A 14,497-nucleotide genomic window follows, 5' to 3' on the forward strand; every position below is an offset into this window, starting at 1 on the left:
GTGGAGAGAAAAAAATTGGGAGCTTAGTTCAAGCTCTTTGATTCATCTGTGGAGTCAATCCTTTAATCTCAAATCTAAAATCTCAAATCGATGGGCTCAGAAGCAGTGGCGCTTTCGCCGGACAAATCTGACTGCATTTTGCTGCTGTAAAACCGCTGGCTAATTCCTAAAATTACTTGTTTCATTACCCAATACAAAACAGCAATTACTACAAAGGTTACAGCCATTACTAAAACCGGACGCTTGCCAATTAAATCGTTCATTACTGTGTTAACCAGGGCATCGGGGTTAGTAAGAATGTCCCAAGTGTTGAAGCGGATAAATCGCCCTAAATAAATTCCGATCGCCGAAAGTGCGTGTATAGTTATCTCCGTTGCCAGGATAAATTTACTCCAACCCTGTTGCTTCAAATAGTAACCCAAATTCATCACCGACAGCACGTAAGCCCCAAACCCGGCTAGCATAAACGTCAGATACTGCGGGATCAAAGCTAGAGTCACAATCCACACCGAGTGCCCCTCTTTAATCTGGCGAATCAGGTGAATGATATCAGTTAAAACGTAGGGCGCATTGGGTAAAAATGCTATAAACCAGAAAAAGCCGACCCACCACCGGAGAGAGCGAACTCCGCGCTGCCGCAGTACCCAGATGTCTAAAGCCATCAGTGCCAGCGTAATCGCGATCGCCCCCAAAACGTAAGTTTTGCCCACATCTTGCACTATGTGCTTCAGATAGGCAAAAACAGGGCGCGTACTGGACAAAAAAGTAGCGCCCAGGAGAAAGCCAGTACCCCACAGCAGCCAGCGCGATCGAGGTTTGCGGAACAGCCAAAAACTCAGACCCAGCGGTACTAAAGCCAAAAACAAATTCCAAGACATCCAGCGGACATTGTGTCCCATTGCTTGCAGGGCTTCCAGGATTAATCCCATCATGTCAATTTTTATACAATTAAAGGTTTGATGCAGCACCGCTTCATTCGCAGCTTCCGTCTATTTTAGTGTTTAAGTTGTAGGGTGGTCAGCTTATCGCTGCGCGCCTGAAAATCAAGAACTGCTGACGCATACTAGCACTGTGGAGTCAATCTCAAATCTCAAATCTCAAATCTCAAATCGACTGACGCATCCTACCACTGTGGAGTCAATCTCAAATCTCAAATCTCAAATCGACTGGTGTACCCTACTGTTTATACACTTTGTCGATCGGAATCTCAATCTTAAAAGTCGTTCCGCATCCTATGGAAGAAATGCACTCAATCTTACCTTTGTGCTTTTCCACCACAATCGAGTGCGCGATAGACATTCCCAACCCCGTACCTTTCCCCACAGCTTTGGTAGTAAAAAACGGGTTAAAAATTCGCTCAACTATCCCCTCGGGAATGCCCGTACCGTTGTCTGAAATTTCTACCCTAACAGTGTTCTGGGGGGTTACACCCGTGGAAATAGCAATTCGTCCACTCTTTGTCTCTGATTGTGGAACCGATAACTGGTGATATCGTTCTTCAATAGCATCAATTCCATTAGCAATAATATTCATAAACACCTGATTCAGTTGGCTCGCATAGCACTCCACCAGTGGCAGTTTTCCAAACTCCTTAATTACTTCAATTTCCGGGCGGCTGTCCCGACTCTTCAAGCGGTGCTGCAAAATTAACAAAGTGCTTTCAATTCCCACGTGAATATTGACCGGCTTCATTGCGGATTCATCCAGCCGGGAGAAATTTCTGAGGGACAACACAATTTGCCGGATGCGCTCGGTTCCTACCTGCATCGAACCCACAACTTTTCTTAAATCCTCAGCCATGAAATCCAAATCTATCTCTTGAATGCGAGCGACAATTTTTGAATTAGGTTCGGGATACTCATGTTCGTAAAGACTCACCAGATCGAGCAACTGTTTTGTATACTGGTTGAGATAATCAATATTAGCGTAAATGAAGTTAACGGGATTATTAATTTCGTGAGCAATCCCGGCAACTAATTGCCCCAAAGAAGACATTTTTTCAGTTTGAATGAGCTGAGTTTGAGTAGAGCGCAATTCCAGGATCGCTGACTCTAAATCTCGAGCTTTTTCTCTTTCTCGCGCCTCGCTTTGTCGCAGTGCTTCCTCTGCTTGCTTGCGAGTCGTAATATCCTGGGAAACTCCAATTATTACCTTAGCCTGACCATCCGAATTCCTACTAAAAATAGTATCCCGACTTTGCAGCCACAAAAATTGACCGTTTGCTGCCCGTATCCGGTACTCAATTTCCCTAGTTTCGCCATCTTCAATCCCTCCAAAGCTCGCGAAATGTTTCATTATTTTATGCAAATCTTCGGGGTGTATTAACTGAGGAATGAGTGACGAATCCATCGCTGTAATTTCGTCGCTGGTATAGCCCAAAAGCGCGAACATAGAAGTATTAGTGTAGATATTCCGCTGTTCTTCCAAGTCGTAGAGATATAAAATACCGGGAGTAGCCGATGCTACTTTTTGAATGAACTGCTGGCTTTCTTGCAAAGCTAACTCAGCTTGCTTGCGATCGGTAACATCAACGGCGATGCCGTCCCAAAGAATATCGCCATTTTCTTTAGCTTCAGGACGCGACATTATCTGCAACCAGCGAATCTTGCCTGAAGGTAGCACTATCCGTCCTTGCCACTGCCAAGGTTGCAAAGTCTGGGCAGAAATAGCACCCGATTCCTCATAATTTTGGCGGTCTTCGGGATGAATCAAATCTGTTACCAAAGCCGCATTTTGCAGAACATCTTCTGGTTCTAACTCAAAAAGTTCTCGGCAAGCAGCACTTATGTAATGAAAACAGAAAGAGCCATCTGGACACAACAAAAATTGATAAATGATTCCCGGCAAATTAGCAGACAGCTTTTGGTATCTTGCCTCGCTTTCCCGCAGTGCTTCCTCTGCTTGTTTGGGTTCCGTGATGTCAGTAATTGAACCAACCATGCGGACTGCTTTTCCAGATGCGTCCCACAAAGCTTGTCCCCGACTCAATATCCATTTGTAGGCGCTGTTGTAACACCACAAGCGGTATTCGGTGATGTAATGCGGCGTTTTTCTCTCCAAGTGTTCTTGAAGAAGTTGCTGAGAAATCGCTAAATCATCGGGATGTAAACTCGTATTCCATTTGTTATTGTAATCGCTAATGTCACTATCTTCGTAACCAGTGATTTCCTTAAAGCGCTCGGACACAAAAAGTTCCCCTGTTTGCAAGTCCCAGTCCCAAATGCCGTCATTGTTGCCTTTGAGCGCTAACTGCCAGCGTTCTTCAGTTTGCATCAATTGAGCAGTTCTCTGTTGGACTCTATTTTCTAATTCTTGATTGAGTTGTTGGAGACTTTCTTCTGCCTGGTTGCGTTCGATCGCAATTCCTGCTAAATTATTCGCGGCTTCTATTAATTGCAGATCAAAAAATTTGGGGTAGCACGGTTGGGAATAATACATTCCAAAAGTTCCCAAAACTTGACCCTGCGAGGAGAAAATAGGAGTAGACAAGCAAGCTCTGAGTCCAAAACTCAAGGCTAAATCTCGATAATTTTCCCACAAAGGATCGCTGGCAATATCTGTAACTATCACCTGTTGGCGGGTAAAGGCAGCAGTGCCGCAGGAGCCTACATCCGGGCCGATGGCTCTGCCATGAATAGCAGCATTGTAACTGTCGGGCAAATTGGGCGCGGCTCCATGTAGCAAATGTTTGCCGTCTGGTGCTAGAAGCAATATCGAACCGATGATATCTCTAGATTGCTGCTCGATAATTTCAACTAAGGTATTTAAAGTATCGCCAAGAGAAGCGCCCTTGGCAATCATTTCTAAAATTTGTTTTTGACCGGTCAACCAACTTTCAGCTTGCTTGCGCTCCGTAATGTCGCGGGCTACCCACAGAGCCGTGTTTTTTTTCATGGGCGAAATGGTAGCGGCAAACCACTTTTGTACGCTGGCAATTTCCAGGTTATATTCAAAAGTACAGGTTTGATTTGTAGCGAGGGCGGTGCGAATTTGCTCCAGAAAAAATTCTCCCTTTTCTGGGTCGAATAATTCGCTGATTTTTTTATCTGCCAATTCCGCCGATGGCTTGTACAATAATTGGGGATTTGTCGGGGCAATTTTCAGGCATCGTCCCTCAAGATCGACCTCGAAAATTACGTCGTTCATGGCAGCGAACAAAGCTCGAAGTTCCGCTTCAGAAGCTTGCAGGGCGATTTCAGCTTGTTTGCGATCGCTAATGTCGCGCCCCACTCCTTGACACTCAATCAAGCTGCCCGTACTGTCAAAAATCGCCCGATTCGTCCACTGCTGCCAGCGAGTTTCCCCTGTTTCGAGAACGACGCGGTGTTCACAGCTAACGACGGGGTTTTCTAGGCTTAGAGAACTGAAACTGCGGCTGATAATTTCTTGGTCTTCGGCCGGCATTAAGGGCATAAAAGTATGGCCCTCCAAATCCGATCGCGATTTATTGAAATAGCGGCAGTAGACATCGTTGACAAAAGTCAAAATTCCGCTCGGCAAGAAACGGCAAATCAGTTCGGTTTGGTCTTCAATAATTGCCCGATAGCGAGATTCGCTCTCAAGCAGCGCGGCTTCTGCTAAGACGCGATCGCTAATATCCGTCCCGATACAAAGCAGTCCTGCCAAATTTCCCTTCGCATCTAGTAAAGCTTTATTTGTCCACGCTATCCACACCCTTTCCCCATTGCTGCGGATGTTTTCATTTTCGTTTTGGAAGTATTTTTCCGGCTGTGTCAAACAGCCTCGAATCATTGCCGCCAGGTCACTTTCGGATAAATCTGTTTTCGGTATAATTGTGCCGATCGCACTTTTGCCCATGATTTCTGCTTCTGAATACCCGAAAAAAGTTTCAGCAAACTCGTTAAAAAAAGTAATCTTGCCTTCACTATCTAACTGCACAATCATGCTGTTAGCATTCTCAACTAATTGCCGATACTTAATTTCGCTGGAACGCAGTTTCGCACGACCGTACACCCAGCTAAAAACCGCCACCCCGCTGAAAACAGCCAGCAAGCCACCTCCAAAAACCAGCCAGCCCCGAAACGGCGAATTCGCAGACCATCCTCCCGCCGGAATTGCTGCCAACTGCCAGGAACCGTTGGGCAAAGTCACTTCCAGCATCACGGGATTGTGCTGAAAAATTGACCCGTCACCGAAAAACACTGGGCCGGATGCTCCAGTCCCGTCTTTGCCCCGCAGAGCGTATTGCAGCTTTGCTGAGGAGTCGTTGAGTCCTGCTTCCTCCATCAGGGAATTTTTGTCGATGATCAGGCCTGTCAAGCCCCAGTAAACTCCTGTTTCGGGCTCGGCACCGGAGGGTGTGAGAAAAATGGGCGATCGGCTGATGAACGTCTCGTCCCCCTCCAATAATTTCACTGGCCCGGCTAGCAAAGTTTTTCTGGTGTTGATGACCTCTTGGACCATTTGCCGCTGTTCGGGTAGCGCCGTCAAGTCAACCCCGATCACCGTTTCATTTCCCTCCCGTGGATAAATGTAAGCGACCGTCGTGCCTTTAACTAAAGTGATGGCGCGAATGCCCGGTTGCTGTGCCACCAGAATTCTCGCCGTCGCTGCAAACTCGGCTTCGGTGATGTTGGGGTTGTTGGAAAGGTAAGCCCCCAAACCCCGCATCAAAAACAGGCGGGAATTCAAAGAGCCTTCTAGCTTAGAACGGACTGTGCTGAGGCGATCGATGGTGCTAGCGCGGTTGTATTGAAAAAACCGCCGCTGTTCCGATCGATCTAAAATGCCAACTCCGACCAAAATTGCTATTGATGCCGAAATAGCTGCTAAATACGGTGAAATTTGGAATTTTTTAACCTTAAAGTATTCCATCTGCCGGGGGTTAAGGTATTTTTTTACGTCTTTAGATAGATTTAGTTTAGTTTGATTTCTCTCGCCAAAGGCAAGCTTTCGGGGATACCGGGCTTTTGGCAAGCGGGCGCGAGTTTTTTCTGTTCTAGGAGGCCCGTCGAACGTCGGCGATCTGTAAACCTCTAATCATCACTTCTCTGGACAAAGTTTTAAATCTCAAATCGACTGACCGAAAGTAATGTGGTCATAAGCCCCCGGATTCATTCCTCCGCAGACTCAGGACGGAGACTTTAAAAACCTCCCCATCCTTCCTAACAAGCCCCCGGATTCATTCGCAGGCTCAGGACGGGATCAATCTAAAATCTAAAATCTAAAATCTAAAATTGGTTGACTCGTCATTTATCGGGTAGGGCGCGCCATGCTCCCGCACCACAGCGGTGGGGGAGCGCGCACCCGAAAGACGGAAGTTATTAGCTAAAATAAGGTTAGCAATAATTTTTTTCAGCGCTACGGCTAATCATTCATAGGGGCAATTTGATGCAAGAACAGTTGATGGAAGCGATCGCACCTTACCGCGATCGCGTAGATTATCTAGAAGTTCGCCTCGAACAAAGCGAGTCAACTGCGATTAGTTTTCGCGGCCCTCAGTTAGATGCTGTCAACCGCAGTTTTAGTCTCGCCGGCGGCATCCGCGCCTGTCACAAAGGCGGCTGGAGTTTTGTAACTTTTAACGGTTTAGCAGAGTTAAAAAACCGCATTGAAGAAGCTGTAGTGCAGTCTCGTTTGGTTGGCAGCGAAAAAACTCTACTAGCAGATGTCACCCCGATTCAAGATTATGTAGCGGTGGAATTGGGCCGCGACCCGCGCTCTATTACTCTAGGCGAAAAGCGGAAATTGCTCGAATCTTACAATCAGTTGCTGTTAGATTATGACCCGCGAATTCAGACGACAATGGCAGGTTATAGCGACAGATTTGGGATTACTTATTTTGTGAATTCTCAAGGTACTTGCATCGCTCAAGAGCGCTTGGATGTGACCGGGCGTTTCGGAGCGATCGCCCGCGGGGAGGGCGGTGTCGTCCGCCAAGGGTTTGAGTCGATTCACTCGCGATCGGATTACGATGTATTGACAAATATTGAAGATCGTGTTAAAAGTGCTGCCGTTCGAGCTGTGGGCCAACTAGAGGCAAAATCGGTGAAAGGCGGTCAGTATCCGGTGATTTTAGACCCTTATTTGTCGGGGGTATTTATTCACGAAGCTTTCGGTCATTTGTCGGAAGCTGACGGGATTTACGAAAACCCGAAAATGCAGGAATTGCTGACTTTGGGTAAGCCTGTGGCGATCGAACAATTGAATGTAATAGACGACGCAACTGTGCCGGGATTGCCGGGAACTTTGAAATACGACGACGAAGGCGTGCCGGCTCAGTGCAAGCATTTAATTAAAAATGGAGTTTTAGCGGCTCGGATGCACAATCGCGAGACTGCGGGCAAAATGGGCGAAAGTCCGACGGGAAATGCCCGGGCTCTGAGCGCTACTTTTATGCCTTTGGTGCGGATGACTAATACTGCGATCGAGTCTGGGGAACATTCTTTTGACGAAATGGTTGCCGACATTGAGGAAGGAGTGTATGCAGTACGGATGTTGGGAGGACAAACCAACGGCGAAATGTTTACCTTTGCCGCGGCTCAAGGGTTCATGATTCGCGACGGCAAATTGGCCGAACCGGTCAGCGATGTCACTTTAAGTGGCAATGTATTTCAGACGTTAAAGGATATTGAGTCGATAGGAAATGACTCGGTTTATGCCTACGGCGGTTGCGGTAAAGGCGGCCAGAGCGGTCTACCCGTAAGCGTCGGCGGCCCCCATTTGCGGATTAAAAATGTCGTCGTCGGAGGAAGATAATCCTTAGTCATTAGTCATTAATTATTAGTTCAAAACTTACGCAACTGGCAGAGGGTGAAGGCGTGCTTACGCCCTCACCCTCTGCCAGTCCGGGGCACTGACAAGTTGACAAACCACTCACAATCTACCTACTATTGAGGGCTTCAGCTAGGTCGTTCGGTGTTTGCGAGACTTCAGAAATTACAGAGAAAGTGGGGAAGTGCGATCGCGATTAGAGACTTTACCCGACTTTGCTGATTTTTTGTTTAATTCCCCTTAAGTTGCCTTCATCTCTATCCGATTATTCTGCCTAATCGGAATCTCAATCACAAATTCTGCACCTTGATCTGGCTGCGAAAAACACTTCAAATCTCCGCCGTGCTTCTCCACCACAATCTGATAGCTGATCGATAATCCCAAGCCAGTGCCCTCACCCAGAGGTTTAGTTGTAAAAAAAGGATTAAACAGCCGATTTATTATATCGCTTGTCATCCCCGGCCCATTATCTTTAAAACTGATTCTTACCCACTCGCGATTCAGGATAGAAGTAGCAATCGTAATCGTCCTAGGCTCGTTTTTAATTTGCTCCGGGCTGCCTTTTTTATCATAGTGATTCAAGGCATAAATGCCATTGCTCAGGAGGTTCATAAATACCTGATTCAACTGACAGGCATAACATTCTATTTGTGGCAAATCTCCGTATTCTTTAATAACTTTAATAGACGAAGAATTCAGCTTAGCCTTGAGCTGACTCTGCAAAATTACTAGAGAGCTATCGATTCCCTCATGAATATTAACGGGTTTCATCTCAGCTTCGTCGAGGCGCGAGAAGTTCCGCAACGTTAGCACAATCTGACGGATACGTTCTGCCCCCAATTGCATCGAAGACAGCATTTTAGGCATATCCTCTTTGATAAATTCCAGCTCTATTTTCTCAATTAAAGCTTCGATTTCAGGGTATTTATGGGCATCGTGCTCCTGGTAAAGCGTGATTAAACTCAATAGCTGATGAGTGTAATCATTGACATAATTTAAGTTGCCATAGATGAAGTTAACAGGATTATTAATTTCGTGGGCAATCCCGGAAATTAGTTGTCCTAAGCTAGACATTTTCTCAGTCTGAATAAGCTGAGATTGGGTGCGCTGTAAATTTTGCAGTGCCCGTTCTAGTTGGATGGCTTTTTCTCGCTCTCGCGCTTCCGATTGCCGCAATTTCTCCTCTCTTTCTTGGCGGGAGCGCTCGTTTTCCTTTAGCTGCTGCACATGACATAAAGTTTTGTTAATGGTAATTTCTAAATCCTGAAAATTTATAGGCTTAATCAAAAAGTCAAAGGCCCCGCCATTCATCGCCTTTCTGATATTCCCCAAGTCGCCATAAGCAGATATAACTACTGTTTTGACCATAATAGTAACGAGCTCGTTAAGTTTCGCTAGCAAAGCCATACCATCCATGACTGGCATATTAATGTCTGTCAGGATAATATCTATATCCGGCTGCTCTCGCAACGTTGAAAGCGCTTCTACGCCATTGTGTGCAAAAAAAACTTGGTATTCTCCTGTGCGGATCTTTTGTCTAAATTTCTGGCAAATTAAAGATTCTAAATCTGGCTCGTCATCCACAAATAATATTTTGGCTGACATATTGCGAGCTATTTCGGTCGTAGGCGACATTTTGTTGACCCCTGGGGTTCATTAACTTATTCGACGAGTAATTTTTATCTACTTTACGTCCTATTATAGATGATTTCAGGAGTAATGAAAAGGCTGATTTCTACAATGGCAAACCCGATGGCTGGAATTGGCTCTGAGTTTGGTAAAAGTCGATGGATTAGCTAAGGTTGAGTGTCGCCCTCGTTTGTCTGATTGGAATTTCAATCCATAACTCTGTTCCCTGCCCCACCTCTGAAAAACAGTTCAATGCGCCTCCATGCTTCTCATGTACTATTTGGTAGCTTATATAGAGACCCAAACCAGTACCCTCACCTACAGGCTTAGTAGTAAAAAATGGTTCAAAAATACGGTCTTTCACCTCTGCCGTTATTCCCGGCCCATTGTCCCGAATTTGAATGACGACACGGGATTTTTCCTCTAGCAGAAAAGTGCGAATAGTAATGGTGAGGGGGCAAGCGAGGATGTCATCTAGTGACCGGTGTTTGTTGTACTCATTTAAAGCATCAATCGCATTAGAAAGGATGTTGATAAACACCTGGTTGAGTTCTCCAGCATAGCATTCCACTAAAGGCAGATTGCTGTACTCCTCGATCACTTGAATCTCTGGACGCGCTGCCCTTGCTTGAAATCGATTATGCAAAATCAGCAGGCTGCTTTTTATCCCCTCGTGAATGTCAACCGACTTTATGTTAGCTTCATCCAGTCTTGAGAAGTTACGCAAAGACAAAATAATCTTCTGAATGCGGTCAACACCCCCTTTCATCGACACCATAATTTGAGGTAAATCTACTATTATAAATTCCAAATCTATGGCTTCGATTTCAGCTTGAATCTCAGAATTGGGAGGGGCGTACTGCTGATAGAGATGCAGCAGGTGCAGTAGGTCTTGAATATAATCACTGACGTGGCTGATATTGCCGTAGATAAAGTTGACGGGGTTGTTGATTTCATGGGCAATCCCCGCAACCACTTGACCCAAAGAAGACATTTTTGCAGTCTGAATCAGTTGAGCTTGGGTCTTTTTTAGGTCTTGCATACAGTTCTGTAAATGCTGAGCTTCTTCTCTAGCGCGAGCTTCTGACTCCCGCAAGCGCTGATTTTCTTTTACCTGTTGCACCTCGCGCAGCGTTTTGTTGAGGGTAATTTCTAGATCCTGAAAATCTATAGGCTTGGTTAGAAAGTCAAAAGCACCGAAGTTCATCGCATTTCTTATATTTTTCATGTCGCCATAGGCTGATATAACTATTGTTTTGAAAGCCAGGTTTATCTGATTAAGTTTAGAGAGTAAAGTCAGGCCATCCATTTCAGGCATATTAAGATCGGTCACTATTATATCTATATCCGGATGTTGTTTCACTTTTTCCAGCGCTTGTACGCCATTGTGGGCAAAAAAAAGCTGCCATTTTTCGGCGCGGATTTTTTTTCTAAATCTCTGGGAAATTAGAGATTCTAAATCGGGTTCATCATCCACAAATAGTATTTTTGCTGACATATTAATTTTTCAGGGACTCTTAAAAGTCATAAAAATTTAGCGTTCCATAAGGACAGAAGTAAAATGCAATTGAGCACTTTTAACTCGACTGAGGTACTGCTTTCAATTACCAATTACCCATTAGCAATTACTAAATATGTTTCCTTGTGAATTTACTCCAAGTTGAGTATTTTATTTTTGAGTGTATCAAAATTAACAGGCTTAGTAATATAGTCATCAGCTCCATAAGCCATTGCGGTTTGGTAATTTCTATCATCTCCATAAGCCGTAATCATAAAAACTTTTAAATCGGGAAACTTTTCTTTGAGAATCCTGAGTAGTTCGAGTCCATTCATTCCTGGCATATTAATATCCGATAAAATCAAGACAATAGACGCTTCAGCCTGGTTTTCTAAGTAGTTCAAAGCTGCCTCTGCAGACAGGCAAAAATGAAATTGAATTTGCCCGGCTTTGATTTCTTTCCTAAATTTCTGCTTGAACAGTGACTGAATATCTTCCTCGTCGTCTACCACCATTACTTTCATTTTTTTTACTCCTTAACTTTCGCTACTTTTTTGGTAATGTGATTATAAACTCTGTGTATTTTCCTACTTCTGTTTCGACTTTTAGTTCTCCGCGATGTTGCTGGACGATAACATCCTGACTGATAGACAGACCTAGACCAGTACCTTCGGCTGGTGGTTTTGTAGTAAAAAAGGGATTGAAAATTTTATCGAGTACCTCTGGTTTTATACCTGAGCCATTATCGCGAATGCGGATTTCAATCGCCTCACCAAGATTTCGAGTTTTCACGTCAAGCAGCGGTGAAAATACTTCTCCGATTTCTTGTTTCTTTTTATAGGCTGCATAGCAAGCATTGCTAATAATGTTAAGAAAAACCCTGCCGATGTCTTGTGGCACGACATCTACTTCGCCAATGTCATTGTCATAGTCTGTTTCTATGGTAATGTTAAAAGCAGGTTCCTTCGCTCGCATCCCGTGATAGGCTAAATTGATATATTCGGCTAATAAACTATTTATATCTGTAGCTTCCCAGTGACCGCTTTGTCCGCGAGAATGCAAAAGCATATTGCCCACGATTTTGTCTGCTCTTTGACCGTGTTGATTGATTTTTTTAAGATTAGCTGTGAGATCGGTTAATAGCTCGGCAATATCCTCACTGGTTTCGGGATCTAAACGTTCTGCTTGATTTTCAATTTTTTCAAACAGTTCTTCTGTTAATTCAGCAGAAAGTTCTGAGAAATTGTTGACAAAGTTTAAGGGGTTTCTGATTTCATGGGCAATGCCTGCGGTTAAACTGCCCAGAGAAGCTAGTTTTTCTTGCACAACAATTTGATTTTGCATAGCTCTGAGATTTGCTTCTATCCGCTGGCGCTCTTCAATCTCATTCTGCAATTGCTGCACAGTATGGGTGAGTTCAGATGTACGATTCTCAACTTTGATTTCTAGTTCCTCATTCGCTTTTTGCAGGGATTCTTGGGCTTGCTTGCGCTCGCTGATATCGCGCAGAATCACCACATATTCTTGCATACCTTGATTGGAAAGCGAAGCATTTTGAGAAAATCGGTCGGAGATGGCAACTTCCAGGATGCGCGAGTCGCGATTGGGTAGGTTAAGAGCTTGTTCGCTGCGGCTGGGCCACCGATCGGGCTCAAAAGCTAATCCGGGCAGTAGTTTGTTCAGGGGATGCCCTAGGAGTCCAGTGGTGTCGATTCCGAAAACGCTTTCAGCAGCGGGATTAGTCTGACGAATTACACCTTTTTCATCCAGCACTACAATAGCATCTAGGGCAATGGTAAAGAGTTGTTCTGCTCCCTCTCGTGCTTCGTTCATGGAGACGACCTGGGGTAAGCTCGTCCAGCAGGCAACGGCCACGCCGACAAAGCCTATGGTCATCACCAGAACAATCAAAAGATTATTGGCAGCATCACCTGGAAGTCCGTCTAATGTGGCTCTAATCACCCAGGCGATCGCGGCAGTGCTACAGATCAAAAAGATCAGGATGCCTACCTGAAGCGCCACAAAATCCTTAGTTATCCTGTAGGACTGACCCCGATAAAGCTTAATCCACCATGCAGGATGGAATGGCGCAAAGGAAATGCGACGGATAGCCGCATCCACTGCCAAAATAGCCACAGGAAACAGCAAGCCGATCAGCAGGTCTTGCCAGTTCCAAGCCAAGCCTCCAACAATCAGGACAACTGTTTCCACCAGGAAAAAGCCTCCAGACCACCAAGGCCATAGCACTTCTGGCCTATCCCGACGCACCCATAGCCCCAAATGGACTGTCATAAAGGCGGTCAGCGAAGCAGTAGCGCCCACCATTACTAAACGCGCTATATCTCCCCAAGCGAGACAGATGAGACTGAGCAAGAACGTCAGCACCAGGGCTGGGCCGAGCACGCCCCGTGGGGAGACAACACCGAATACTGGCGATATGTGCCCGTCCAAGGCAAGTTGGTACAAAACGCGGGGAGTGTTGGAAACCGCTGTGGCGGAACTTAGGAGGCAGCCCGCGACGATCAAAAGCGTCACCATAAATGAGGCCCACGGCCCCCAGAAGAGTTTAGCTGCGGATAATAGGTTTAAGAATGTGTCGTCTTTTAATCCAGGTTCTGTTGCCAAGCGCATCAGTACCCAGGAACCGACCAGATAGGGAATAGGCATCAACCAAGCCGCAAAGGTCAGAAACCGCAAAGTCTCCCCCGGTCGTTGGCTATCAGCGACAAATGAGGCAGCAGTTTCACCGGCGTAAGTAGCGTAGGCGCCAAAAAAGAACCATTTTGCCCATTCAACCCAGGAAAAGCTAGGCCAACTGTCGGGAAAAAAGCCGGGGCTAGCTGGGGATAGTAATAACCAGCCGATGCCTTGAGTGCAAAAAACTAAGAGGAATCCTACAGCGGGTAGAACGAAACATAAATGCAGGATACTCAAGGCGCGGGTGCCACTAAACGCCACAATAAAGGCGAGTACCGTAAAGCCAATTTTCAGGGGTATCTCAGGACATGAAATCCCTAATGGTTTCAGGTTGGCTTGGATCAGGGCTGTGAGGATCAGGGCGTTGACGGTTGTCACCGATAACCAAGCAAAAAAGTATCCCATCGCCCCATACCTACCCAACCAGGGATAGTTACTTAGCAGCCGCGCCGTATAGTTGAGCGTTCCCCCTGCCATCTCTGGCCACTTCCTGCCCAAGCTTTGCATCTGAAAGTTCAGCAGCATCCCCACAATTGTTGCTGGTACCCAGACGAAGATAGCTTGAGGCCCAAGAGCAGCGTGTATAGCCGGTGCAGCGCTAATCCATAGCAGAGGACCCGTAAGGCCGAACCCCCAAGTTTCCAGTGTCGTTAGGGTGGGCTGGAGGCGCATGGGCGATCGCCTATTAAGATTTTCTGTTGGGGAAGGCTGAGTTGGTTCTGAATGGTAGCCGTTTGCTGGCTGGTGTCGGATGTCTGTCGCCATCAATTTTACCTAATTACATTTTATTTCTGACTTCTGACTTAAACTAATTTCGCGTTTTTTAGCCATATTGAATTTGCCCGGCTTTGATTTCTTTCCTAAATTTCTGCTTGAACAGTGACTGAATATCTTCCTCGTCGTCTACCACCATTACTTTCATTTTTTTTACTCCTTAAC

Annotated in this window: 7 protein-coding genes and 1 pseudogene; 1 reads left to right on the forward strand and 7 read right to left on the reverse strand. The window is 45.6% G+C overall.

Annotated elements, in window-relative coordinates:
• Nucleotides 1–74: 74 nt before the first annotated feature.
• Together D0A34_04975 and D0A34_04980 are read right to left on the reverse strand one after the other, a co-directional pair.
• The gene (locus tag D0A34_04975; GenBank protein ID UNU18309.1) at nt 75–932 is read right to left on the reverse strand and encodes a DUF1361 domain-containing protein; all 858 of its coding nucleotides are present in this window, start codon (nt 930–932) and stop codon (nt 75–77) included.
• Between the two features lie 244 nt (nt 933–1,176).
• Nucleotides 1,177–5,835, reverse strand: a complete 4,659-nt coding sequence (locus tag D0A34_04980) for a PAS domain S-box protein (GenBank protein ID UNU18310.1) — start codon at nt 5,833–5,835, stop codon at nt 1,177–1,179.
• A 516-nt stretch (nt 5,836–6,351) separates the two neighbouring features.
• On the opposite strand from D0A34_04980, the gene D0A34_04985 reads away from it, so the two are divergent.
• Nucleotides 6,352–7,719, forward strand: a complete 1,368-nt coding sequence (locus D0A34_04985; protein ID UNU18311.1) for a TldD/PmbA family protein — start codon at nt 6,352–6,354, stop codon at nt 7,717–7,719.
• A 255-nt stretch (nt 7,720–7,974) separates the two neighbouring features.
• Here the strand turns inward: D0A34_04985 and D0A34_04990 are convergent, their stop codons facing one another.
• The 5 genes and pseudogenes from D0A34_04990 to D0A34_05010 form a co-directional block, all read right to left on the reverse strand.
• Nucleotides 7,975–9,339, reverse strand: a complete 1,365-nt coding sequence (locus D0A34_04990) for a response regulator (protein UNU22176.1) — start codon at nt 9,337–9,339, stop codon at nt 7,975–7,977.
• A 187-nt stretch (nt 9,340–9,526) separates the two neighbouring features.
• A complete protein-coding gene (locus tag D0A34_04995; GenBank protein ID UNU18312.1) occupies nt 9,527–10,861 on the reverse strand; it encodes a hybrid sensor histidine kinase/response regulator in 1,335 nt (444 codons plus the stop codon).
• 152 nt (nt 10,862–11,013) lie between these two features.
• Nucleotides 11,014–11,385, reverse strand: coding sequence for a response regulator (locus D0A34_05000; GenBank protein UNU18313.1), 372 nt, complete (start codon nt 11,383–11,385; stop codon nt 11,014–11,016).
• A gap of 22 nt (nt 11,386–11,407) precedes the next feature.
• Complete coding sequence (locus D0A34_05005; protein ID UNU18314.1) at nt 11,408–14,323, reverse strand: amino acid permease; 2,916 nt, start codon at nt 14,321–14,323, stop codon at nt 11,408–11,410.
• Between the two features lie 73 nt (nt 14,324–14,396).
• A pseudogene (locus D0A34_05010) lies at nt 14,397–14,480 on the reverse strand (response regulator).
• Nucleotides 14,481–14,497: the final 17 nt, after the last annotated feature.

Origin of the sequence: Microcoleus vaginatus PCC 9802 (assembly GCA_022701275.1) — a bacterium.
In the GTDB taxonomy this organism is placed as follows: Bacteria; Cyanobacteriota; Cyanobacteriia; order Cyanobacteriales; family Microcoleaceae; genus Microcoleus; species Microcoleus vaginatus_A.